The sequence below is a fragment of the Sphaerisporangium sp. NPDC088356 genome, from assembly GCF_040685555.1.
GTDB lineage: Bacteria > Actinomycetota > Actinomycetes > Streptosporangiales > Streptosporangiaceae > Sphaerisporangium.
The window spans coordinates 1-22,601 of record NZ_JBFBIK010000039.1 but is presented as its reverse complement, the minus strand read 5'-3'; the positions used below and the strand labels follow the sequence as shown (position 1 = coordinate 22,601).

The following is a 22,601-nucleotide window of genomic DNA, read 5'->3' as shown; positions in this document are numbered from 1 at the left end:
CAAGGCCTCGGGAAGGGACACGGATGCCGAAGATCGTCAACCACCAGGAGCGCCGCGAGGAAGTCGTGGACGCCGCGCGCAGGGTCATCTTGCGCGAGGGCATCGACGCGGCGACGACCAGGGCGATCGCCAAGGAGGCCGGCTACTCCAACGGCGTCCTCACCCACTACTTCGCCGACAAGGACGACATCCTGCTGTCGGCCCTCAGGTCGTCCCACCGCCGCATCGTGCACCGGCTGAAGGGCAAGCTCGCCGGTCACACCGGGCTGTCGGCGCTGCGCGAGGTGCTCGCCGACAACCTCCCCCTGGACGAGGAGCGCGCCCAGGAGACCGCACTGGAGGTGGGGTTCTGGGGCAGGAGCCTCGCGGGCGGCACGCTGCTGGAGGTGCAGCGCGAGGAGGCCGCCGAGCTGCGCTACCTCGTGCGCACCCTTCTCGACGCCGCCACGGAGGCCGGCGAGATCACCACCGGCGACGATCTGGACGATGTCACCGAGCGCCTCCTGGCGCTGGTGGACGGGCTCAGCGTGCACCGGCTGCTGTATCCCGACCGGCTCTCCCCCGAGGTACTCCACCGCCTCATGACGGCCGAGCTGGAGCGCCTGACCACATGAGCGCGTCCGCCACTGCGCCACCAACGACAAGACCCGGGACCGCGAGAACGATGAGGACGACATGAAGCTGGCCGAGGAGCGGGAGCGGCTGTGCGAGACCGGCCGCCGCATGGTGCACACCGGGCTCGTGCTCGGGACCTCCGGCAACATCAGCATCCGCCGGGGCGACCTGGTGGCGGTGTCACCCGGAGGGGTGGCGCTCGACCGCCTCACCCCCGCCGACTGCCCCGTTCTCGACATGTCGGGAAACGTGGTGGAGGGCGACCGCAAGCCGTCCTCCGAGGTGCCCATGCACCTCGCGATCTACGAGAGCACCGGCACCTCCGCGGTCGTGCACACCCATTCGACGTACGCCGTGGTCGTCTCCGCCACCATGACCGAGCTGCCGCCCATCCACTACAACACGCTGCTGCTCGGCGGCGTCATCCGCGTGGCGCCCTACGCGACCTACGGCACCCCTGAGCTGGCCGGGCACGTCCGTGCGGCCATGGAGGGCAAGCAGGCCGCCCTGATGCAGAGCCACGGGGCCGTGGCCGTCGGCGGCGACCTCGACCAGGCCTTCGAAGGCGCGCGGCTGCTGGAGTGGCTGTGCTCGGTCTACGTGAAGGCCAAGATGATCGGCGAGCCGCGCGTGCTCACCGAGCGGGAGCTCACCGCCGTCGTCGAGCGGGCCGCGAGAGGCTAGCGCGGCACCCCGCCGGCCCGTCCGGGCTCAGGAGGACAGCTGGTACAGCCGATCGGCGAGGCCGAAGGCGGTGGGGCGCTTGGCCACGTCGCCGATGCACGAGCCGACCAGCTCGGCGAGCTCCGGCTCCAGCTCGGGCCTGATGGACGGCGGAGTGCTGTACACCTTCCTGAGCGTCATGAGCGGGTCGTGGGTCGGCAGCTCACCGTACAGGCCGTGGCCGGTGGTCGCCCAGTGCAGGGTCGCGCCGAGCGCCCACACGTCGCCGCCCGGCGACGGCTGCTCCCCCTGGAGCAGCGCGGGGTCGGTGAACTCCACCGAGTTGAGCCCGCCCATGCCGGTGATCGTCGCGCCCGGCATCAGCACCTGGGACAGGCCGAGATCGGACAGCTTGCCGCCGTCGGGGGTCAGTAGAACGTTCCCGGGGTTGATGTCCCTGTGCACGATGCCCTCCTCGTGCAGGGCCTGCGCGGCCCGCGCCGCGCACGCGACCGCGCGCAGCGTCCCCTCGCGTGACGGCCGCTCGGCCGGACCGGCGAGCGACCCCCCGGCTATGTACTCCATGGAGTAGTAGAACACCCCGCCCTGCTGCCCGGCGTCGTACAGCGTCACCAGGAAGGGCGAGCGCACGGCGGCGAACGCCTTCAGCTCGCGCGCGGCCCGCCTGAACGCGTCCTGGCCCGTGCCCCCCACGACCTTGACCGTGACGTACTCCGTGTCGACGGGCAGCCGCCGCGGCTTCCTCGCCAGATAGAACTCGCCATGGTTGCCCGCTCCGAGGGGCCGGACGAACTCGTAGTCGGCGATGCCCTCCACCTTGCGTTCCTCTCGTCAGCACGCACAGATCGGCCCGGCCCGCGACGCCGGGCCTCGCGGCGCCCGCCCTACTCACGGTAACGTCGCGTTGACCATTATCGGGGGCTTTGATCAGAGTGTCTTTACTCGCGGGGACGATGTTCCATGCTGCACGTGGATGTGCTGCTCCTTGACCTTGTGATCGTGCTCGCCGCCGCACGGCTCCTCGGCTGGCTGGCGAGACGCCTCGGCCAGCCCCCGGTGATCGGCGAGATCGTGGCCGGCATCCTGCTGGGTCCGACGCTGCTCGGCCCGTGGATCGGCGATGACCTGTTCGGGCCCGACATACGCCCCGCGCTGACCGCCCTCGCCGACGTCGGGCTGATCCTTTTCATGTTCGTGGTCGGGCTGGAGCTCGACCAGAAGCTGGTGCGGGGCAAGGGGAAGGTGACGGCGAGCATCGCCCTCGGCTCCACCGCCGTGCCGTTCGTGCTCGGGTCGCTGCTCGCGCTCGCCCTGGCCGGGGGGCACGCCCATGGCAACACGCCGGCGTTCGTGCTGTTCCTCGGGGCGGCGATGTCGGCGACCGCGTTCCCCGTGCTCGCGCGCATCCTGACCGACCGCGAGATGCACCGCACCACGATCGGAGGGCTCGCTCTCGCCTCCGCGGCGGTCATCGACGTCCTCGCCTGGACCGTCCTCGCCATCGTGGTCGGCATCGCGAGCGCCGAGGCGGCGAGCGGCCAGTGGCAGGTGCTGCTGGCCGTGCCGTACGCCGCGGTGATGTTCTTCGTGGTACGGCCCCTGCTGGCGCGGCTCGTGCCCGCCTTCGAGCGGGCGGGACGGCTGACGCCGGGCCTGCTCTCGGTCGTGCTGATCGGCCTCGTCGCCTCGGCCTGGGCGACCGAGTGGATGCAGGTCCACTTCATCTTCGGCGCGTTCCTGTTCGGCGTGGTGATGCCACGCGAGGGCGCCGAGCGCCTCAACCACCAGATCCTGGAGCGCCTGGAGCAGCTCACCGTGCTCCTGCTGCTGCCGATGTTCTTCGTGGTGTCCGGGCTCAACGTGAACCTGCGGACCCTGACGTTCTCCAGCCTGGGCGTGCTCGCCGCGATCCTGGTGGTGGCGGTCGGCGGCAAGATGGGCGGCTCCTACCTCGGCGCGCGGCTGCGACGGGTGCCGGTGCGCCAGGCGTCCGCGCTGGCCACCCTGCTGAACACCCGGGGCCTCACCGAGATCGTCATCCTGACGGTCGGCCTGCAGAAGGGCGTGCTCGACGGGGAGCTGTACTCCCTCATGGTGCTCATGGCGCTGCTCACCACCGCGATGACCGGCCCGCTGCTGCGGCGCGTCTACCCCGACCGCCGCATCGCCAGGGACATCGCCGAGGCCGAGCGCGCCGCGCTCGGCGTGACCGCCTCCTACCGCGTGCTCGCCGTGGTCCCCGGGCGTCCCGTGGACGCCGAGCCGCTCGCCGGGCTGGCCGCGACCCTGGCGACGGCACGCACGCCCTCGGAAGTGGTCCTCGGCCACCTGGAGCCATACCCCCACGGCCGCCTGGAGGTCGGCACCGGGCTGTCGTCGGAGCTGGCGGAGATGGCCGAGACGCTGGGCGCCCTCGAAGGCCTTGCCGCCACAGTGCGCGAGCGCGGCCCGGAGGCGCGCGTGGTGACCCGCTTCTCGGCCGACCCGGCCGCCGACCTGCCCGGGCTCGTCGCAGGCGCTCGGCCCGACCTGGTAGTGGTCCCGCACGACGCCCCCGGGTACGAGCGGATCCTCGCCGAGTCGGCCGGCAGGACCGTCACCGTCCTGCCGGGGGCCTACGACGCCGCCGGGCCGGTGGCGGTGCGCCATGTCTCCGGGGGCTCCGGGGGCTCTGGGGGCTTCGCGGGCTCCGGGGACGCCGCCGCGCACGTCGCGCTCCAGCTCGCCCTCGCCACCGGCCGCCCGCTGGTCGTGCTCTGCCATGGCCGCGGCGCCTCCCTGGCCCAGCGCCTCGCCGGGCTCGGCGTGGACGCGACCTCGGCGGCCGAGGCGCCCGCCGACGCGCTGGTGGTGGCCCCGCAGGGCGCGGCCCCGGCGTCCGGCGCGCACCTGCTCGTACGCGCCGAGCAGGACGCCGACCCCGTCGAGTGGGAGGCCGTCACACCGGCGGGCGCCCGCGGCCGGCGATAACGCGCGAGGGCTGAGCACCCCCGCTGATCGGGGACCGCCGAGCCCTCGCGTGGCCCAGCGGCTCTCACCGTCGGGCCACGGCCTGCCAGCTCGGCTACCGGGTTGCCGGCCGATGCTCCGGCCTTCATTCCGGGGAGCGCGTCAAGCCTTGCGGTGCGACTCGTACCGCATCGTGCGCGACACCCCGATGCGCACGGTCGTGCCGGGCAGCACGGGCACCGGCTCGTTCGGGGGGATGTCGTAGAAGTTCGGGTCGCCGGGCGGCTGAACCTGGGTGCCGTTGACCGAGCCCAGGTCGATCAGGTTGACGTCCCACCCCTCGAGCCGGACCCGCAGGTGGCGGCGGGAGACCGACCCGTCGGGGCTGGTGACCCTGGCCGGCCGCGCCTCCCCCGAGGTGACCTCGGGCGCGCGCTCAGGGTCACGCCCGAGCAGGTAGTCGCTGTCGAGGCGCAACGTCAGGCCGTCGTCGAGCAGCAGCACCCCGAGCGGCGGCCTCTCCCCCTTGTACGGCACGAGCGTTCGCTGCACCAGGGCGATGCCGCAGACCGCGCAGTAGGGGACGCGGGGATCGTTGAAGTGGTCGTTCTTGCAGTCGACGCCGTAGACCATCGGGCGGCTCAGCGGCTCGGGGGCCGGACCGGACTCGGTGGGCTCCAGCACAGAACCGGGCGTCTCCTGCTGCCCCTCGGGCCCGTTGACCAGCAGGAACGACTCGAAGTCGGGCGCCTCCTCCTGCGGGGGCGGCCCGCCGGCCGACCCGTTGGCACCCAAGGCGGCCATCTCGGGGTCGGTCGCGAGGGCGGGTGACCGCTCGAAGTCGCGCCCGGGCGGCGGGGAAAGGTCCGGGCGCGGCGGGGCCTCGACGTGGGGCGGCGCGGTCATGGCGGGCCCCTGGTCCATCGCGAGGGCGGAGGAGACGGCTCCCGCCGCGAGATGGGGGGACTCGGGCGCGACCGGCTCCGGCACGCGGAACGGCTCGGATGCCACCGGCTCGGGCGCGCGGAACGGCTCGGGCGCCACCGGCTCCGGCGCGGGGCGGGGCGGGTCGGGCACCAGGCGGGGCGGCTCGTACTCCGCCGAGCCCGCCGGCCGCGAGGCCATGGGCGCGCCCGGGTCGCCGGCCTCGCCGAAGTCACAGGTGACGCCGCCGCCGGAGATGACGCCCGCGTCCAGGCGTGCCCGGCCGATCGGGCGCCCGGCGCCGGGCAGCCGCAGCTCCACCGTGCTCACCGGGCCGGGAACCAGGCGGTCGGTCCAGGTCAGGGCGTCCTTGCCGTCGAGCCGCACGTCGGCGCCCGATCCGGTCACAAGGGCCTGCGCCTCACCGCTGACCAGCACCGCGATGCCACCGCCCGCGCGGCCGGCGACGGCGCAGGTGATCGGCTCGGCCGTCATCGACCGTGCGAGCACCTGGGCGGCGCGCCGGGCGAGCACCCTGCCGTCCCCGCCACCGGCGGCGGTCTCCTGGACCGCCGTCAGCAACTCGTCCGCGACGGCGTCGGCCGCGTCGCACACCAGCAGCAGGCCGCCCACATGGGCGATCAACCCGTTGCCGGGAAGCGGACGCACCACCCCCACGCCTTGCTCCGTCACAGAACTCTCCCTCCCCGAAAACGCCACCTGACGAACGGCACCCGCATCGGACCGTTGGCCACCAGCCAAACACAGCTCCAGACGATCACGAACTGGGTCCAGAAGGCTGCGGCGGGCGGAACCGGGTCAATGACGGTGCCGATGGCACCGGACCGTAGCAAAAAGAACAGCAGAAGTCCCTCCGGCACGAGTGTGAGCAAACCGAACAGAGTGGGCCAGTCCTTCTCCCAGCGGAACTGCATGAGGAAGTGATAGACCAGCTCCCACGCCACCCCGAGCACGGCGACCGCCGCGAGGACCAAAAATGCCGTGCCGTAGTCCTGGGAGAGCGGGCCGGACAGGCCGGGCAGCACGGGCACGATCAGTGCCGTGATCACCACGCCCACGGTGGCAAGAAGGAACAGCCGCGTCTGGATGCGGCCGATCAGAGTTGGAACCACGGGGGGATTCTCCTTTAGACGGGCTTGTTGAAAGCCCACTTGAACCACTGCGAGGTCGAGCGCACCGGGCCCATCTTGCGGCAGAAGCCGCGCCTCGCCAGGTCGTCCGCGATCTCCTGGGCCGCGATCTGCAGGCCGAGGAAGGTGTCGACGCCCGGGAAGTAGCCGCCGAGGGTGGCGGAGCCGGAGGCGTAGAGCGCCCCGTCGCCGCTGGCGGTGCCCTTGACCTCGAAGTGCCGCTCAACCTCTAGGCGGCCGACCGGGTTGCGGTAGGCGCCGCCGTGCTGGAGGAGGTCGGCGAAGACGCGGTGCTCCGCGATGTCGGCTTCCAGGCCCGTGCAGTCGATGATGTAGTCGGAGACGGGCTCGCGGACGGTGCCGTCCTTGCTGCGTACGTAGCTCAGCATGCGCCCGTCGTGCGCCGGCTCGACCCGCTCGACCGTGCCCTGGACCGCGTGGTAGTAGCCGCCCTCGCGGCCCTTGCGCATCTGCTCCTGCCAGCGCCTGCGCTTGGGGGTGTTGGTGCCGCCCATCTCCTTGTACTTCTGGGCGCGCGCGGGGCCCTCCAGCTTGCGCATCTCGGCCTTGAGCTGGCCGCCCCACACCGACTTCGGATAGTTGAAGCCCTGGTAGGCCCAGCCGTCGCCGCCCTTGCGCCGGCTCCACAGGTTGGGGCCGTGGGCGCCGGTCACGAACGTGCGGAAGATGTGGATGATCTGCGTCTGCAGGTGGAACTTCTCGCGGTCGTCGAACAGGCGCTGCAGCACGCGGGAGGCGACGATGCCGCCACCGCGGATCACGACCGAGCCCGGGCGCGTCTTCAGGAACTCGTACACCTGCTCGTGGGGCTCGTAGGCGTTCACCACGTGCTGGTAGTCGCCGTTCTTCTGCCGGAACTCCTGCAGGTCGGGCAGGAACTTCAGGCCGGGATAGCCGATGGCGACGTGCACGAACCGCGAGCGGAAGACTATGCGCTTGGTCGGCGCCGTGCCCTCGGGCGGGGTGACCACCGTGAAGTAGCCTCCGCCGGCCCTGCGCCGCACCATGCGGACCTGGCCCTTGACCAGCATGTCCCAGTAGTTGATGCGCTTGGCCTCGCGCTCCAGGTTGCGGAAGACCGTGCCGGCCCGCGGGGTCCAGTAGTCGTTCAGGATCGGCTCGGTCGCGATCTGGAACAGGTGGGCGGGGTTCTTGTCGCGCCAGGCCTCCTCCAGGGCGTACGACGGGAAACCCCACAGGTTGTCGGGCCTGGAGGAGGAGTCGGAGCGGATGCGCTCCTGCCGGGGGATCTGGGAGCACCTGGTCAGGAACTCGTACGTCTGCCACGGGTGGTCGATGTTGGACACCACGCGCATCTGCGAGGTAGGCACGCCGTAGACCCGCAGGTAGTCGAGGGTGACGAACGATCCGATGCCGCCGCCCACGGTGAGGAAGGGAATGTCGTACATGGGGATGCCCGCCGAGGCGACCAACTGGTCGCTCCACTCGGACGCGCCCAGCAGCTCCGGCGTGAGATCACCGGCGGCGGGGGGTGTGTGAGGCGTAGCCAATGCGAACGTTCCTAATCTGCTTGGCCGACCGGATCGGCTGATCAGAACAGTAGTCTGGGCGCGCACGGAAAACGAGTGGGACAAAGCGGGCGATCGTCCCCCCGGTATCCCCGCCCCGCCCCCGTCGCGTGGGCCCTTGATCAGACGCCTGACCGGCGCCGGAGGTTCGCGCCTTCACCGAGCCGAGACCTTACGTGCCTGTGACCCCCCCACGATCACCCCGCCCTGGGCGGGGAACGGCCGCCGTACGGCGGTTCGCGGAGCCTCAGACTCCGGAGAAGACGCGGTTCACATCGGCCGTGACGAGCACGCCGAAGACGTCGCCTCCGCGCTCCACCAGCAGGTACTCACCTGAGGGGGCGCCGCGCATGGCGTCGAGAAGCGACTCTCCCGCGAGATCGGCCGGGAGCACCAGCGACGGCTCCAGGCTTCGCGCCAGTGAGCCGACGGTCACCCACGGCCTGCGCTGCTCGGGCGTCGCGGTGACGGCCGCCTCGTTGACGATCGCGATCGGGTGCCCGTCGTGGTCGACGATCACCATCGCCCCCGCCTGCGCCTCCCTGGCGCGGCGCATGCCCTCGGCCAGGGGCACCTCGGCGGTCACCGGGATGGCCCTGCGGGCGAGCGAGCGGGCCTGGACCTGCGGCATGCGGGCGCGCACCCTGGCCACCCGCAGCGACTGGGTCGCCCCGACCCAGATGAAGGAGGACAGCAGCACCGCCCACAGCAGCGTGCCCCAGCTCGGCTCCTGGCCGGCCATGAACGGCAGCCCCACCGACAGGACGACCAGGGCGACGGCCAGCCCGCGGCCGAACCAGGCCGCGGCGATCGTGCCGGAGCCCGCGTTGCGGGTGAGCTTCCACACCCCCGCCCGCAGCATGCGGCCACCGTCGAGCGGCAGCCCGGGAAGCAGGTTGAACACGCCCACGATGAGGTTGGAGACCCAAAGCTGCAGGACCAGGACGTGCGGGATGGTGCCCTCGGGGATGAACCCGCTGGCCACGAAGCCGGCGCCGGCGAGCCCGAGTGACAGCAGCGGCCCCGCGAAGGCCACCAGGAACTCCCTGGCCGGCGTCTCGGGCTCCCGCTCGATCTCGGAGACCCCTCCGAGCAGGTAGAGCGTGATGCGGCGCACCGGAAGCCCGAAGTAGCGGGCCACCACGCAGTGCGCCAGCTCGTGGAGCAGCACGGAGACGTAGAGGAAGACGGCGAACACGAAGGCCACGAGGTAGGTGGTGACCGTGTCCCTGCCGGGAAGGTTCCTCGCCACCTCGGGCTGGAAGGTGTAGGTGATGAACGCCGCGACGATCAACCAGGTCGGCGAGACGTAGACGGGGATGCCGAAAGGCCGTCCCATGCGCAGCCCCGGAGACTCAGGCCGTTGCGGGGTCTGGGTGCTCATGATTGTCGTCATCCCTCCTCGTGCCTAGATGCTACGCGCCTCCAGGCGGGGATCGGCCGATCACGTGCACGCCTCCGGCTTAAAGTGTCGGCCGACTGACCTACAGTTCCGGCATGAGCATTTCGGAGCCACCCGCGGTTGTCGGCACTCTCTCCCCCTCCCGCGCGGGTGACTTCATGACATGTCCGCTGCTCTACCGCTTCCGCGTGATCGACCAGCTGCCCGAGCGGCCCTCCCCCGCGGCCGTGCGCGGCACGCTCGTCCACGCGGTGCTGGAGCGGCTGTACGACCTGCCGGCCGCCGAGCGCACCATCGCGGCGGCGCAGGCCCTGCTCGATCCCCAGTGGGCGCGCCTGCTGGAGAGCACCCCCGAGTTCTCCACGCTGTTCGACGACGAGACCGAGCACGACCGGTGGCTCGGCCAGGCGCGGCAGATGATCGAGCGCTACTTCGCCCTGGAGGATCCGAGCCTCCTGGAGCCCGCGCAGCGCGAGCTCTACGTCGAGTCCGTGCTCGACAGCGGGCTGATGCTCCGCGGCTACATCGACCGGCTCGACGTGGCGCCCACCGGCGACCTGCGCGTGGTCGACTACAAGACCGGCAGCGCCCCGGGCCCCGACTTCGAGGCCAAGGCGCTGTTCCAGATGAAGTTCTACGCCCTGGTGCTGTGGCGCCTGCACGGCACGGTCCCCCGGCTGCTCCAGCTCATGTATCTCGGCAACGGCGAGGTTCTGCGCTACGCCCCCGACGAGGCCGACCTGCGGGCGACCGAGCGCAAGGTGCAGGCGCTCTGGGAGGCCATCGAGCGGTCGCTCACCACCCGCGAGTGGCGGGCCCGGCGCAGCCGGCTGTGCGGCTGGTGCGACTACCAGGCCATCTGCCCCGAGTGGGGCGGCACTCCCCCGCCCGTTCCCGACCGCCGCCCCGGCGACACCACCCGCGGCTCCCGCCGCGCCGCCACCGACGAGCTCTGACCCTCCGGCCTCACCGACCCTGCCCGAAGCCTGGGCGAAGCTTCCCGAAGCTTGCGCGAGGCCGGGTGTCCCACGTGGCCCGTGACCCCGTCACGCCGGCCGCGTCGTCGCGGGCGCTCGCGGCTCATCCGAAGCCGCGGATGGCCTCCCACTCCTCGTCGCGCAAGGGCGGGATGCCGAGGGCGGCCGCCGCCTCGTCGAGCTCGTCGCGGTCGAGGTCCCAGGAGACGATGACCCCCTCTGCCCGCCGCCTGCGGCGCTCGGTCTCGACGAGGCCGGCGACCACCTTCCTCACGCGCCTCACCGTTTCGAGGTTGGCGTGCCGCTGGTCCTCGGGAACGCCGGAACGTTCGTACACAGGGAAGATCATCGGCTCTCCTCACGGTGGCCGGGGCCGCGGCCGCCGGGCGCGCTCCCGGCCCGCATGCCGGTGGGCGCGGGCGAATCGGCCGGCGTTCGCTCTGGACGCCGAGATTCCACACGTTCACGATGATGCAGTGGCATGTTCGCCGTCGCCTCCGTCGTTCACCCGGCCGCCGACCGTTCGTCCTTCCCAGACTGCCGCCTGCGACTACCGTCGGTACCCGTTCGCCTCCATTTCGTATTTGACACATCGTGTGAAACCAGGTGTGGGAGCCCCGGAAGCAGCCGGACCAGTTGAACGGAGCGATGATGCCCGCCCCCCGCGAGCTTGACCCGAGTGCCTCGCCCCAAGCGCTCTTCGGCTACGAGCTGCGACGACACCGCACAGCCGCAGGCTGGACGATGGAGCAGCTCGCCCAGAAGATCTGCTTCTCGCTGGCCCTGGTCGGCATGGTCGAGACCGCGAGGCGCACCCCCTCCCGCGACTTCGCCGAGCGCTGCGACGAGGCCCTGAAGCTCGACGGGGCCCTGCTCAGGCTCTGGCCCTTCATCAACCGCGCGTCGACCCCCGCCTGGTTCCGCCCCTGGCTGGACATCGAGCGCGAGGCCGGCACGCTGCACACGTGGCAGCCGCTCATAGTTCCCGGGCTCCTGCAGACCGAGGAGTACGCGCGGGCGATCCTCCTCGGGGAGCCCCGGGTGTCACCCGAACAGGTCGAGGATCACGTGGCCGCGCGCATCGAGCGGCAGCGCATCTTCGAGCGCCTGGAGCCGCCGATGTTCTGGGCGGTGCTGGACGAGGGGGTGCTCCGCCGGCCCGTGGGCAGCGCCCAGGTGATGGCCGACCAGCTCACCCGCCTGCTGGAGGCGGGGACTCTTCCGTACATCACCGTCCAGATCCTGCCGCTCAGCACGTACTCCACCACAGGCCTCGAAGGAGGATTCATCATCGCCCAGACCCGAGGTGTCCCCGATACGGTGTACCTGGAGTCAGCGGGTCATGGCCAGGTCGTCGACCGGGCGGAAGCGGTCGAGGATCTCACGACCAGATACGAAGTGATCCGCGCTGAGGCGCTCCCCCAGCGCGCGTCGCTCGACTTGATCAGGGAGACGATAGAGCGATGGACCACCTGAACGACGAACTGCGCGACGCCGCATGGTTCAAATCGTCCTACTCCGGCAGCAGCGGCGGCGACTGCGTCGAGGTCGCCGCCCTGCCGGGCGCGCGGGTCGGCGTCCGTGACAGCAAGGATCCGGCAGGCCCGGCACTGATCTTCACCGGTTGCGAGTGGGACCTCTTCCGCCGGGGCCTCGGAGACGGCCGGCTGGCCGTCTGATCCGGCGTCGTCGCGGGCGGCTCGCATGACGCGTGCCCGAGCCGGTCGAGCACGCGTCAGGGTCACGCCGTACGGCGGGCGGGCCGGCACCCGCGGGCGCGTCTCATCGGAGGTCCCGCGCCGGCGGAACGTCGTCGGTCCCGATCCACTTGCCCGGGAGTCGGAGGGCGGCGGCGGTCGGGGAGCCGGCTTCGGCGGCGATCGCGCAGGTGACGGGGATCACCCCTCATTCCGTAGGAGGAGGGGGATATCCATCCGCAGCAGGGTGGCGAACAGCAAAGACGTCCTAAATTGAGAGGGTGCGCACCACCCCCGGCAGTCCGCGAGCATGGCTGAGAACCCATCCCCTGTTCGGCGACTCGGTCCTCGCGGTGGTGGTGACGGGGCTTTCCCTCGTGACGGCCGAGCTCTTCGGCACCGAGGTGTCCTCCTCAGGGCACGGCCCGGTCAGGGCCCCCGACGCGCTGAGCGTCGCGCTCATCGCGCTGGCGTGCCTTCCGCTGGTGCTCCGCAGGCGCTGGCCCTTCGTGCTGCTCTGCCTGGCCGAGCTTCCGCAGATCACGCTGACCGCGCTGAACTACGACGGCGGGCTCACAGGGCTGGCCTCGCTCGTCCTGCTGTACACCGTGGCCGCGTACCGCGGCCTGGCGCTCAGCCTGGTGGCCGCCGCGGTGAGCTCGCTGGCGTACGCCGTGGCCGTCATCGTGGCCGACGGCCAGGGCGACTGGACCCAGCACACGTTCGCCGCCGTGGTGGCCATGGCCGTGTGGGTGGTCGGCCGCTCGATACGGCTGCGCCGCGCGTACCTCGCCGAGCTGGTCGACCGGGCCGAGCGGCTGGAGCGGGCCAGGGACGCCGACACCCGCGCCGCCCGCGCCGAGGAGAGGTCGCGTATCGCCCGCGAGCTGCACGACGTGGTGGCCCACCACGTGAGCGTGATGACCGTCCAGGCGGCCGCCGCCCGCAAGGTGCTGGACGCGCGGCCCGAGGCCGCCAAGGACGCGCTGATGGCCATCGAGGAGATGGGCAGGACCGCGATGCGCGAGATGCGGGGCATCGTCGGGGTCCTGCGCACCGACGGGGAGACCGGCGAGCTCGCGCCGCAGCCCGGCATGGGGGACCTCCCCGGGCTGGTCGACCAGATGCGCGAGGCGGGGCTGCGCGCCCAGCTCTGGATCGAGGGCGAGCGGCGGCTGCTCCCGCCGGGCATCGACCTGGCCGCCTACCGCCTGGTCCAGGAGGCCCTCACCAACAGCCTGCGGCACGCGGGACCTTCGGCGCGGGCCTGGGTGACCGTGCGGCACGAGCCGAGCGAGCTGCTGGTGCAGGTGGAGGACGACGGGCGTGGCGGGACGGGCGCGTTCACCCGCGGCCCGGACGATCGGCCCGGGCACGGATTGGTGGGCATACACGAGCGGGTCGCCCTTTATGGTGGAATCCTGCGGATCGGCCCACGCCAGGGGGGCGGATTCGAAGTACGGGCTCGATTCCCCCTCAAGGACTGACAAATGACTATCCGCGTGCTGCTGGTCGACGACCAGCCCCTTCTGCGCACCGGCTTCCGGCTGATCCTTGAGGCCGAGCCCGACCTGACGGTGGTGGGAGAGGCGGGCAACGGGTCCACGGCGCAGGATCAGTCGAGGGTCCTGCTTCCGGACGTGGTCCTCATGGACATCCGCATGCCCGGCGTGGACGGCATCGACGCGACCCGGCGCATCGTGCGCGACGCCGCGCCCGGCGCCCACGTGCCCCGCGTGCTGGTGCTGACCACCTTCGACCTCGACGAGTACATCGTGGAGGCGCTGCGGGCCGGGGCCAGCGGTTTCCTCCTGAAGGATGTGCCCCCCGACGAGCTGGTGCAGGCGATCCGGGTCGTGGCGGCCGGAGACGCGATCGTGGCGCCGAGCGTGACCAGAAGACTGCTGGACAAGTTCGCCGCCCGGCTGCCCTCGGCACACCAGCAGGCCACCCCCGCCCGCGTCCACCGGCTGACCGAGCGCGAGCTGGAGGTGCTCCGCCTCATCGCCAGGGGGATGTCCAACGCCGAGATCGCCGCTGAGCTGGTGGTCAGCGAGACGACCGTGAAGACCCACGTGGGCAACGTGCTCACCAAGCTGGCGCTGCGCGACCGCGTGCAGGCCGTGGTGCTGGCCTACGAGACCGGCCTGATCACCCCGGGCGCCATCCCCTGACGGGAACCTCCGGGCGCGGCCGTGGCAGGCCGTGCCCGGAGGACCGCCGGACGGCTCAGGCGGGGACAGGCGCCCCGGCGTCGCCGGGCACCGCGTCGCTCGGAGCGTTCTCCGGGAAGTGGCAGGCGACCTGGTGACGCGTGGCGAGCTCCGCGAGGGGCGGCTCGACGGTCCTGCAGATCTCCTGCGCCTTCCAGCAGCGGGTGTGGAACCGGCAGGCCGGCGGCGGGTTGATCGGGCTCGGCACGTCGCCCTGCAGGCGGATGCGCTCGCGCTCGGTGCGCCGCTTGACGTCCGGCACGGGCACGGCCGACAGCAGCGCGGTGGTGTACGGGTGCATCGGCGACTCGTACAGGTCCTTGCGGTCGGCGATCTCGACGATCTTGCCGAGGTACATGACCGCCACCCGGTCGCTGATGTGCCGGACGACCGACAGGTCGTGCGCGATGACCACGTAGGTGAGGTCGAGCTCGTTCTGCAGGTCCTCCAGCAGGTTGACCACCTGGGCCTGGATGGACACGTCGAGCGCCGACACCGGCTCGTCCGCGATGATGAGCTTGGGCTTGAGCGCCAGCGTGCGGGCGATGCCGATGCGCTGCCGCTGGCCGCCGGAGAACTCGTGCGGGTAGCGGTTGTAGTGCTCGGGGTTGAGCCCGACCAGCTCCAGGATGTCCTGCACGGCCTTCTTGGTGCCGTGCTCGGACTTCACACCCTGGATCCGGAACGGCGCCCCCACGATGGCGCCCACGGTGTGGCGCGGGTTGAGCGAGCTGTAGGGGTCCTGGAAGATCATCTGCATGTCCCGGCGGAGCGGGCGCAGCGAGCCCTGGGACATGTGGCTGATGTCCCTGCCCTCGAAGACGATCTTCCCGCCGGTGGGCTCCAGCAGCCGGGTGATCAAGCGGCCGGTCGTGGTCTTGCCACAGCCGGACTCTCCCACCAGGCCGAGCGTCTCGCCCTTGAGGACGTCGAACGACAGCCCGTCGACGGCCTTGACGGCTCCGACCTGGCGCTTGATCAGGCCCTTGGTGATCGGGAAGTGCTTCTCCAGTCCGTTGACGGACAGCAGAGGCTCGGGCGACTCGCTCACGCGGACTCCAGGTTGGGCTTGATCTCGTTCTCCCAGATGCCGCGCCGTTCCTCCCGGGTCATGTGGCAGCGCACCAGGTGCCCGCCCTCGGTCTCCAGGAGCTCGGGCACCTGCGTCCTCGCGCGGCCCTCGGTGCGGCCCTCGAAGGCGCAGCGGGGGTGGAACGCGCAGCCGTCGGGCACGTTGATCAGGGACGGCGGGGTGCCCTTGATCGGCATCAGCCGCTCGGTGCGCTCGCGGTCGAGCCGCGGCATCGATCCGAGCAGGCCCCAGCTGTAGGGATGCTCGGGGCGTTCGAAGATGTCCTCGGCGCTGCCGTACTCGATGCACTTGCCGCCGTACATCACGAGGATGTCGTCGGCCAGCTCGGCGACCACGCCGAGGTCGTGGGTGATGATGATCAGCGCGGAGTTGAACTCCTCCTGCAGATCGCGCATCAGGTCGAGGATCTGGGCCTGCACGGTCACGTCGAGGGCCGTGGTCGGCTCGTCGGCGATCAGCAGCTCCGGGTCGCAGGAGAGCGCCATGGCGATCATCGCACGCTGGCGCATGCCGCCCGAGAACTCATGCGGGTAGCTGTCGACGCGCCTGTCGGGCTGCGGGATGCCCACCCGGCCGAGCATGTCGATCGCGTGCTTGCGCGCGACCGCCTTGGTGACCTTGTGGTGGATCCGGTACGCCTCGATGATCTGCGCGCCCACGGTGTAGTACGGGTGCATGGCCGACAGCGGATCCTGGAAGATCATCGCCATCTTCTTGCCCCGCAGCGCGCGGACGTGCTCAGGCGTCGCCGAGACGAGCTCCTCGCCGTCGAGCCAGATCTCACCGGAGATCTTGGCCCGGGTGCCCTTGTGCAGGCCGAGGACGCCGAGGCTCGTGACGCTCTTGCCCGACCCGGACTCCCCCACGATGCCGAGGGTCTTGCCCCGCTCGAGCCCGAAGGAGAGCCCGTCGACGGACTTGACCACGCCGTCGTCGGTCGGGAAGTGAATGCGAAGGTCCTTGAGCTCGAGAAAGCTTTGCCCGCCGGTCAGCTCGCTGCGCTCGCTCACGTGAGCCTCACTCTCGGGTCGACCACCGCGTACAGGAGGTCCACGACAAGGTTCGCCACGACGACGAAGAACGCGGCGACCAGCGTGACGCCCATGACTTTCGGCAGGTCCTGGTTGACGATCGCGTCGATGGCGTACTTCCCGATGCCCGGCAGCGAGAAGGTGCTCTCGGTGAGCACCGCGCCGCCCATCAGCAGGCCGAGGTCGAGGCCGAAGATGGTCAGGATCGGGGTGAGCGCGCCGCGCAGCCCGTGCTTGAAGACGACCACGCGCTCGGTGAGGCCCTTGGCCCGGGCCGTGCGTATGTAGTCCTCGTTCATCGTCTCAAGCATGCCCGATCGCGTGAGCCTCGCGTACCCGGCGGCGTACAGGAAGGCCAGCGTGATCCAGGGCAGGATCAGGCTGTACGCCCACATGGCGGGGTTGTCGAAGAACGGGGTGAAGCTGCCGCCCGGCGCCGCGAACGCCAGCGGCCGGCCGTAGCTGAAGACCACCAGCGAGACGATGCCGGTGAAGAAGATCGGCAGGGAGACCCCGGCCAGCGCGATGCTCATCGCCGCCCGGTCGAAGAAGCTGCCGCGTCTCAGCGCGGAGACCACTCCCGTGGCCACGCCCGCCACCAGCCAGATCACCGCCGCGCCGAGGGCCAGCGAGATCGTCACCGGCAGCCGGTTCAGCAGGTCGGGCCACACGGGTAGCCGGGTGAGAAAGGAGTAGCCGAAGCACGGCGCCGGGCAGCGCTCCACGCCGGGACCGTAGTCGTAGTCGGCGCCCGCGACGATGCCCTTGGCGAACCGGCCGTACTGCACGACGAGCGGATCGTTGAAGCCCAGCTTCTCGGCGGCGATCTTGACCTGCTCGGCGCTGGCCGTACGCCCGACGTAACGGGTGGCCAGGCTCTCAGAGGTGGCGCCCGCCAGGCGCGGCACCAGGAAGAAGATGGCAAAGGTGATCACGCTCACGATGGCGAGCATGAAGACACCCCAGATCAGGCGCCGGATGATGTATGTGACCACAGTCCCCCCGGCTCCGGGGGCCGGCCTGTCGGCCGGCCCCCTGCCGCGTTCACGTGTCTATCGGATCAATCGGATGGTGTGGGCGTTTACTGCAGGCCCATGTTGAGGTAGTCGTACATGCCGGTCGCGTCGCTGACGTACACGTTCGTCACGCCCTTGCCCCGGATGAGGAGGCTCTTGGCCCACAGGCCGGGCAGAACATAGGCGTCGTCCATGACCTTCTGGTCGATCTGCGCCCAGATCGGCTCGCGCTTGGCGGTGTCGGTCTCCAGCGAGGCCTGGTCGATCAGCTTGTCGACCTCGGGGTCCCGGACGCTGATGTTGGAGGAACCACCGGTGTCGCGGATCACCCGGCTGTCGACGATCTGCTGCAGGAAGCCGTATCCGTCCGGCCAGTCGGCGCCCCAGCCGTTGATGGCCAGGCCCAGCTTGTTGTCCTTGGCGTAGCCCGGCTTACCGGCGTAGAGCGCGAAGTAGTCGGCCTGCGGGAACGGCTTCAGCGTGAGCTTGATGCCGACCTTGCCCAGGGACTGCTGCAGCGCCTCGGCCGTGGCCTTCTCCTTCGGGCGCTCGGCCCGGTAGGCGATGTTGGTCTCGAAGCCGTTCGGCTGGCCACAGGCCGTCAGGGCCTCCTTGGCCTTGGTGACGTCACCGTGGTTGTCCGCGCCGGCCGGGTACGGGTTGATGTCCGCGTGGCCGGGGATGCCCGGGGGCAGCAGGCTCGTGGCGATCTGGCCGCCGGAGAACTCGCCTCCGTAAGCGGTCTGGTAGGCGACCTTGTCCGCGGCGTACTCCACGGCCTTACGGCATTCGAGGTTGTCCAGCGGCTTCACGTTGCCGTTGATCGACGTGTACCACAGGCGGGTGATCGTCGGGTTGTCGGTGTTGGCCTTCAGCGCCGGGTCCGTCAGCACGCGGCCGAGGGTGGCGGGCTGGGCACCGGTGCCGGCGATGTCGACGTGCAGGTCGCCGGAGAGCAGGCGGTTGTCGATGTCGTCGGCGTTGACGTTGGTCGAGACCTCGTAGCCGTCGGGCAGCGCCTTGCGGTTCGGGTCGGTCGCCTGGTCCCACTGGTCGTTGCGGACCAGGTTGAAGCCCTTGCCGATCTCGTTCTTGTCGAACTTGTACGGCCCGGAGGAGATGATGTGTTCCTTGTACTTCGCGCCCGTGTCCTTGGCCTCGGGGACCGGGATCGTCGCGGGAAGCTGCGCGAAGTAGTCGAAACCGCTGTAGGACTGCTTCAGGTGGAAGACGATCGTCTGGTCGTCGGGGGTCTCGATCGCCTTGTCGGTGTTGACGCCCTTGGACTTGTACGGACCCTTGTAGTCCTTCGGCAGGTCGAGCGTGTCGTTGAAGTAGGTGTACCCGTCGGGGAACACCTCCTTGTCGAGCGACCGCAGGACGCCGTACTTCACGTCCTTCGACGTGATCGGCGTGCCGTCCTCGAACTTGACGCCCGCCCGGAGCTTGTACGTCCAGGTCTTGGCGCTGTCGCTCGGGGTGCCCAGGTTCTCGGCGAGGTCGGGGACGAGCTCGCTGCTCTCCTTGCCCGGGGCGGGCTTGAACATCACCAGGGCACGGCCGTAGAGCCGGACGAAGTTCCAGGAGTAGCCGTAGTAGGTGTCGGCGGGGTCCAGGGAGTCCCAGTCACCGGCGTTGGCGAACTTCATGATCCCCCCCTTCTTGTCCGAAGGGTTGTACACCTGCGTGAGGGCGGCGTTGAACTCCGCCTTCGCGCCGTCACCGCCGGCGGGCGCCGCGCCGGACTGGCTCGGCGAGGCCGCTCCGCCTCCACCGCAGGCGGACAGCCCCAGGGCGAGAACCGCACCCAGGGCGGTCACCCCCAGTGTGGTCTTTCTCATCATGGACAAAACCCCTTGTTGTCGGAGCCGGGAACTTACGGGGGAAACAGATCGAGCTCAGCGCGCCCTCGGGTCGAGGGCGTCGCGAAGGCCGTCACCGAGGAGGTTGAAGGCCAGGACGGTGATGAAGATCGCCATACCCGGGAAGAACATGAAGTGCGGGATCGTGTAGAAACGCACCGCGTCTGAGAGCATGCCGCCCCAGGTGGCCGTGGGCGGGCGCACACCGACGCCGAGGAACGACAGCGCGGCCTCGAAGAGGATGTTCGTGGGGATCAGGAGCGTGGAGTACACCAGGATCGGCGCGACCAGGTTGGGCAGCAGCTCGCGGAAGATGATGTACGGCCCGCGCGCGCCCAGGCTCCGGGCCGCGTCGACGAACTCGCGCTCGCGCAGCGACAGCGTCTGCCCGCGCATGATGCGCCCGATGTAGGGCCAGTTGAAGAAGCCGATGATGAACACCAGGAGCGAGACGCGCAGCGCGTCGCCGGACAGGCCGAACGCGGAGTCGGGCACGATCCCCGCCAGGGCCATGGCGAAGACCAGCAGGGGGAAGGCCAGGAAGACGTCCATCGTCTTGCTGATGACCGAGTCGACCCAGCCCCCCAAGTACCCGGCCATGACGCCGAGCGTCGTGCCGAGGACCACTGACAGCAGCGTGGCGAGGAAGGCGATCAGCAGGGAGATGCGGGCGCCGTAGACGATGCGGCTGAAGATGTCGCGGCCGTTGACCGGCTCGACGCCGAACAGGTGGTCCCAGCCGATCCCGGTGCCGTCCTTCGGCGCCAGCGTCTCGGAGCTGATGAGGTCCTGGTTGAAGTCGTTCGGGGGATGCCCGAGCCAGCCGACGATCAGCGGGGCGAAGATGGCCACCAGGATCAGGAAGATCACCACGCCGCCGCCGGTCAGCGCCACCTTGTCGCGCTTCAGGCGCATCCAGGCGATCTGGCCGAGGGATCGGCCCTGAATCACCTTGGCCTGGGAGCCTCCAAGCACGGCTTCCGGCGCGGCCTCGAGCTCCGTGCCGGAGACGTCGAGCGGTGCGGTCATAGTGTCGGCCCCCTGGATCCCAGACGACGTTGTCCGTCTGACGCGTCGCCCGCCACCGGTGGCCGGCGAGCGTCGTCCATTTTCAGGCAGGCCGCGTGTACGGCCCCCGGACGCAGAATCTACGTGCTGAGCTGCACTGACCAGTACCTGAGCGCGCTATGTGGCTCAACTGTGATTCATGCGAAATTCATTCGTGTTGATCTTGGATGGTATGTCCGGGGCTTGTTCTGGTTGTGTACCGGAACCGTGACACGCCGCAGGAACCGTTGCGGCACAGGGCACGCGGCGCCGGACGGCGATCTCCAGGCCGCCCCTGGGGCCGCGGATCATGGCGGCGACCTCGCCGGGGCGATCATATCCAGGGGACCGGAGGCCCAATCGGCCGATCTTGAAGACCGAGAGGTCGTTATCCGAACGTAACCCGCCCCGACGCCGTATCTGCTCGTGATGGCGCACGCCGGACGGCAGGCAAGGAGCATCGATGATCGGCACTCCCAGGGGACACCGGACCATGTCATGTGAACTTCCGAGCGACCGGGCGATCGTCGCCAAGGCCCGGGACATGGTGCGGCGGACGCTCACGAGCTGGGGCCTGCCCGATCTCATGGACGACGCGGTCCTCATGGTGAGCGAACTGGTGAGCAACGCCATCGCCCACGGCGCTCCCCCGATACGGCTGTCGCTGCGCGCCGGGGATGGAGCGCTCCGGGGAGAGGTGAGCGACCACGGCGCGGGACGGCCGCGCCTGCTGAACCTCGGGCGGAACGTCGACCACGGCCGTGGGCTGATGATCGTGGAGGCCCTCGCCGACCAGTGGGGGGTCCTCCCCGGCCCGGAGCCGGCGGGCAAGAGCGTGTGGTTCGTCCGGCGCACCGAGGGTCAGGCGCGCGGAGACGCTAGCTGATGCCCCGGCGCTTGAGGATCTCCTCGATGTCGGAGAGGTCGTCGTCGGCGGGAGCGGCGGACTTCGGCGGCAAAGGCCGGCGGTTCGGCTTGGTGGGAGCGGCGGCACCCTGGGCGGCGGCACCCTGGGCCGTGCCGGGAGCGGCCTGCCCGGCCGGGGCCTGCGGCGCCGCGGCGCCCCCGCGCCTCCTGCGCAGCACGCCCGAGACCATGAACAGCACCACCGACAGGCCGGCCACGGCGACACCCGCCCAGACCGTCGGCGAGAAGACCAGGCCCGTGAAGAAGCCCACCACGGCCGTGCCGACCTTCCAGGCGGCCGGCAGCGCGCCGGTGAGGTAGGCCGCGATCGGGATCAGCGACCAGGCGGCGACCCGCAGGCCCGCGGCCGCGCCCCTCCTTCGGAACGCCAGGAAGCCGAGCACCAGCCCGATCGCTGTCAGCCCGGCGCACAGTGGGAACCAGGCGATCTGGTCGAAGGACATAACGGCTCGCCCCCTTTGTCATGGCTTACCGTTCCATCCTGGCACGCGATGGAGCCGGGGCCCCTCCTCCCCAAGGATGGCCCGTCCCCTACCTGGAGGAGGGGCGACCCCCTAGGGGATGACGATCACGTCAGGTGACGGGGCCCTCGGACAGCACGAGGCTCCGGAGCGCCGCCACGTCGACCTGCTTGAGCGACTCGACGACCAGGCGCCGGGGCGCCGGCGGGATGGCCAGCACGCTCGGGACCGCCACGACCGCGCACCCCGCCGCGGTGCCCGCCGCGACGCCGTTCGGCGAGTCCTCAAGGACGGCGCAGCGTGCCGGGTCGACGCCGAGCAGGCGCGCGGCCAGCAGGTAGGGCTCCGGGTCGGGCTTGAAGTGCCGGACGTCGTCGCCGGTGACCACGATGTCGAAGTTGTCACGCCCGATGCCGCCGAGCACGGCGTCGGCCATCAGCCGGGTGGAGGAGGTGACGAGGCCCACGGGCACATCGCAGGCGCGCACCTCGGCCAGCAGCTCGGCCGCTCCCGGCATGACCTCGAAACCGTCGGCGAGCAGGCCGAGAATGCCGTCGAGCATCCAGCTCTCGATCTCGGCGGGATCACGGCCGGATCCGCTCGCCTGGAGCATGTAGGCGACGGTCGCCGGCATGGAGCCGCCGACCAGGTTCTCCTGGTCGGCGGTGGTCCACCCCGCGCCAAGTCGCCGCATGACCTGTGACTCCGCCTGGAACCAGAGCTTCTCGGTGTCGACGAGAGTCCCGTCCATGTCGAAGAAAACCGCGTCCACGCAACCCCCTGATAACGCGTGCAATACCCCCAAAACCGTACCGTCTTGGCGCGCGAGGTCAGACGTTGAAGTAGCTGGCCTCGGGGTGATGCACGATCAGGGCCGAGGTCGCCTGCTCGGGATGCAACTGGAACTCCTCCGACAACGACACCCCGATCCGCTCAGGACCCAGCAACTCGAACAACTGAACCTGATCCTCCAGATTCGGGCACGCCGGATACCCGAAGGAG

The 22,601-nt window shown here is 70.5% G+C and carries 23 protein-coding genes; 9 read left to right on the top strand and 14 right to left on the bottom strand.

What is annotated here, in order from left to right; genetic code table 11:
- Positions 1-23: 23 nt before the first annotated feature.
- Together AB0O34_RS16900 and AB0O34_RS16895 are read left to right on the top strand one after the other, a co-directional pair.
- Positions 24-614, top strand: coding sequence for a TetR/AcrR family transcriptional regulator (locus AB0O34_RS16900; RefSeq protein WP_363916326.1), 591 nt, complete (start codon positions 24-26; stop codon positions 612-614).
- Between the two features lie 61 nt (positions 615-675).
- Positions 676-1,299 (top strand): class II aldolase/adducin family protein, encoded by a 624-nt coding sequence (locus AB0O34_RS16895; protein ID WP_363916325.1) that lies wholly within the window; start codon positions 676-678, stop codon positions 1,297-1,299.
- Positions 1,300-1,326: 27 nt separating this feature from the next.
- Here AB0O34_RS16895 and AB0O34_RS16890 read toward each other — a convergent pair whose 3' ends face one another.
- Positions 1,327-2,115, bottom strand: a complete 789-nt coding sequence (locus tag AB0O34_RS16890; RefSeq protein WP_363916323.1) for a serine/threonine-protein kinase — start codon at positions 2,113-2,115, stop codon at positions 1,327-1,329.
- Positions 2,116-2,259: 144 nt separating this feature from the next.
- Between AB0O34_RS16890 and AB0O34_RS16885 the strand changes: the two genes are divergently transcribed.
- Positions 2,260-4,269, top strand: a complete 2,010-nt coding sequence (locus AB0O34_RS16885) for a cation:proton antiporter (protein ID WP_363916322.1) — start codon at positions 2,260-2,262, stop codon at positions 4,267-4,269.
- Between the two features lie 141 nt (positions 4,270-4,410).
- On the opposite strand, the gene AB0O34_RS16880 is transcribed toward AB0O34_RS16885, so the two are convergent.
- The 4 genes from AB0O34_RS16880 to AB0O34_RS16865 form a co-directional block, all read right to left on the bottom strand.
- Positions 4,411-5,865 carry an FHA domain-containing protein gene (locus AB0O34_RS16880; protein ID WP_363916321.1) on the bottom strand — a complete coding sequence of 485 codons (1,455 nt, stop codon included), beginning with the start codon at positions 5,863-5,865 and terminating at the stop codon, positions 4,411-4,413.
- Positions 5,862-6,305 (bottom strand): hypothetical protein, encoded by a 444-nt coding sequence (locus AB0O34_RS16875; protein ID WP_363916320.1) that lies wholly within the window; start codon positions 6,303-6,305, stop codon positions 5,862-5,864. Before AB0O34_RS16875 ends, AB0O34_RS16880 begins: the two co-directional genes overlap by 4 nt.
- Positions 6,306-6,319: 14 nt before the next feature.
- Entirely contained in the window at positions 6,320-7,855 is a 1,536-nt protein-coding gene (locus AB0O34_RS16870) for a hypothetical protein (RefSeq protein WP_363916319.1), read from the bottom strand.
- Positions 7,856-8,120: 265 nt separating this feature from the next.
- Complete coding sequence (locus AB0O34_RS16865) at positions 8,121-9,269, bottom strand: site-2 protease family protein (protein WP_363916318.1); 1,149 nt, start codon at positions 9,267-9,269, stop codon at positions 8,121-8,123.
- Positions 9,270-9,370: 101 nt separating this feature from the next.
- On the opposite strand from AB0O34_RS16865, the gene AB0O34_RS16860 reads away from it, so the two are divergent.
- Positions 9,371-10,231, top strand: a complete 861-nt coding sequence (locus tag AB0O34_RS16860; RefSeq protein WP_363916317.1) for a PD-(D/E)XK nuclease family protein — start codon at positions 9,371-9,373, stop codon at positions 10,229-10,231.
- A 124-nt stretch (positions 10,232-10,355) separates the two neighbouring features.
- On the opposite strand, the gene AB0O34_RS16855 is transcribed toward AB0O34_RS16860, so the two are convergent.
- Complete coding sequence (locus AB0O34_RS16855; RefSeq protein WP_363916315.1) at positions 10,356-10,601, bottom strand: hypothetical protein; 246 nt, start codon at positions 10,599-10,601, stop codon at positions 10,356-10,358.
- 287 nt (positions 10,602-10,888) lie between these two features.
- Here AB0O34_RS16855 and AB0O34_RS16850 point away from each other — a divergent pair, with 287 nt between their 5' ends.
- The 4 genes from AB0O34_RS16850 to AB0O34_RS16835 all read left to right on the top strand — a co-directional run bounded on the left by AB0O34_RS16850 (position 10,889) and on the right by AB0O34_RS16835 (position 14,123).
- On the top strand, positions 10,889-11,728 hold the full coding sequence (locus AB0O34_RS16850) for a helix-turn-helix transcriptional regulator (protein WP_363916314.1): 840 nt from the start codon (positions 10,889-10,891) through the stop codon (positions 11,726-11,728).
- On the top strand, positions 11,716-11,931 hold the full coding sequence (locus AB0O34_RS16845) for a DUF397 domain-containing protein (RefSeq protein ID WP_363916312.1): 216 nt from the start codon (positions 11,716-11,718) through the stop codon (positions 11,929-11,931). The genes AB0O34_RS16850 and AB0O34_RS16845 overlap by 13 nt, the downstream gene beginning before the upstream one ends.
- A gap of 299 nt (positions 11,932-12,230) precedes the next feature.
- The gene (locus AB0O34_RS16840) at positions 12,231-13,436 is read left to right on the top strand and encodes a sensor histidine kinase (RefSeq protein ID WP_363916311.1); all 1,206 of its coding nucleotides are present in this window, start codon (positions 12,231-12,233) and stop codon (positions 13,434-13,436) included.
- Positions 13,437-13,439: 3 nt separating this feature from the next.
- On the top strand, positions 13,440-14,123 hold the full coding sequence (locus tag AB0O34_RS16835; protein WP_363916310.1) for a response regulator transcription factor: 684 nt from the start codon (positions 13,440-13,442) through the stop codon (positions 14,121-14,123).
- 55 nt (positions 14,124-14,178) lie between these two features.
- On the opposite strand, the gene AB0O34_RS16830 is transcribed toward AB0O34_RS16835, so the two are convergent.
- The 5 genes from AB0O34_RS16830 to AB0O34_RS16810 all read right to left on the bottom strand — a co-directional run bounded on the left by AB0O34_RS16830 (position 14,179) and on the right by AB0O34_RS16810 (position 20,193).
- Positions 14,179-15,213: a dipeptide ABC transporter ATP-binding protein gene (locus AB0O34_RS16830; RefSeq protein ID WP_363916309.1), complete on the bottom strand. Its 1,035-nt coding sequence runs from the start codon at positions 15,211-15,213 to the stop codon at positions 14,179-14,181.
- Positions 15,210-16,265 (bottom strand): ABC transporter ATP-binding protein, encoded by a 1,056-nt coding sequence (locus tag AB0O34_RS16825; protein WP_363916308.1) that lies wholly within the window; start codon positions 16,263-16,265, stop codon positions 15,210-15,212. The genes AB0O34_RS16830 and AB0O34_RS16825 overlap by 4 nt, the downstream gene beginning before the upstream one ends.
- Positions 16,262-17,281, bottom strand: coding sequence for an ABC transporter permease (locus AB0O34_RS16820; RefSeq protein ID WP_363916307.1), 1,020 nt, complete (start codon positions 17,279-17,281; stop codon positions 16,262-16,264). The genes AB0O34_RS16825 and AB0O34_RS16820 overlap by 4 nt, the downstream gene beginning before the upstream one ends.
- A gap of 86 nt (positions 17,282-17,367) precedes the next feature.
- A complete protein-coding gene (locus tag AB0O34_RS16815; RefSeq protein ID WP_363916306.1) occupies positions 17,368-19,146 on the bottom strand; it encodes an ABC transporter substrate-binding protein in 1,779 nt (592 codons plus the stop codon).
- Positions 19,147-19,200: 54 nt separating this feature from the next.
- A complete protein-coding gene (locus AB0O34_RS16810; RefSeq protein ID WP_363916305.1) occupies positions 19,201-20,193 on the bottom strand; it encodes an ABC transporter permease in 993 nt (330 codons plus the stop codon).
- Positions 20,194-20,674: 481 nt separating this feature from the next.
- On the opposite strand from AB0O34_RS16810, the gene AB0O34_RS16805 reads away from it, so the two are divergent.
- Positions 20,675-21,097: an ATP-binding protein gene (locus tag AB0O34_RS16805; protein ID WP_363916304.1), complete on the top strand. Its 423-nt coding sequence runs from the start codon at positions 20,675-20,677 to the stop codon at positions 21,095-21,097.
- Here the strand turns inward: AB0O34_RS16805 and AB0O34_RS16800 are convergent.
- The 3 genes from AB0O34_RS16800 to AB0O34_RS16790 all read right to left on the bottom strand — a co-directional run.
- Complete coding sequence (locus AB0O34_RS16800; RefSeq protein ID WP_363916303.1) at positions 21,090-21,581, bottom strand: cellulose synthase; 492 nt, start codon at positions 21,579-21,581, stop codon at positions 21,090-21,092. The genes AB0O34_RS16805 and AB0O34_RS16800 overlap by 8 nt on opposite strands.
- A gap of 130 nt (positions 21,582-21,711) precedes the next feature.
- Positions 21,712-22,371: an HAD family phosphatase gene (locus AB0O34_RS16795; protein WP_363916302.1), complete on the bottom strand. Its 660-nt coding sequence runs from the start codon at positions 22,369-22,371 to the stop codon at positions 21,712-21,714.
- Between the two features lie 58 nt (positions 22,372-22,429).
- A partial coding sequence (locus AB0O34_RS16790) for a vitamin B12 dependent-methionine synthase activation domain-containing protein (protein WP_363916356.1) occupies positions 22,430-22,601 on the bottom strand: 172 nt, incomplete at its 5' end.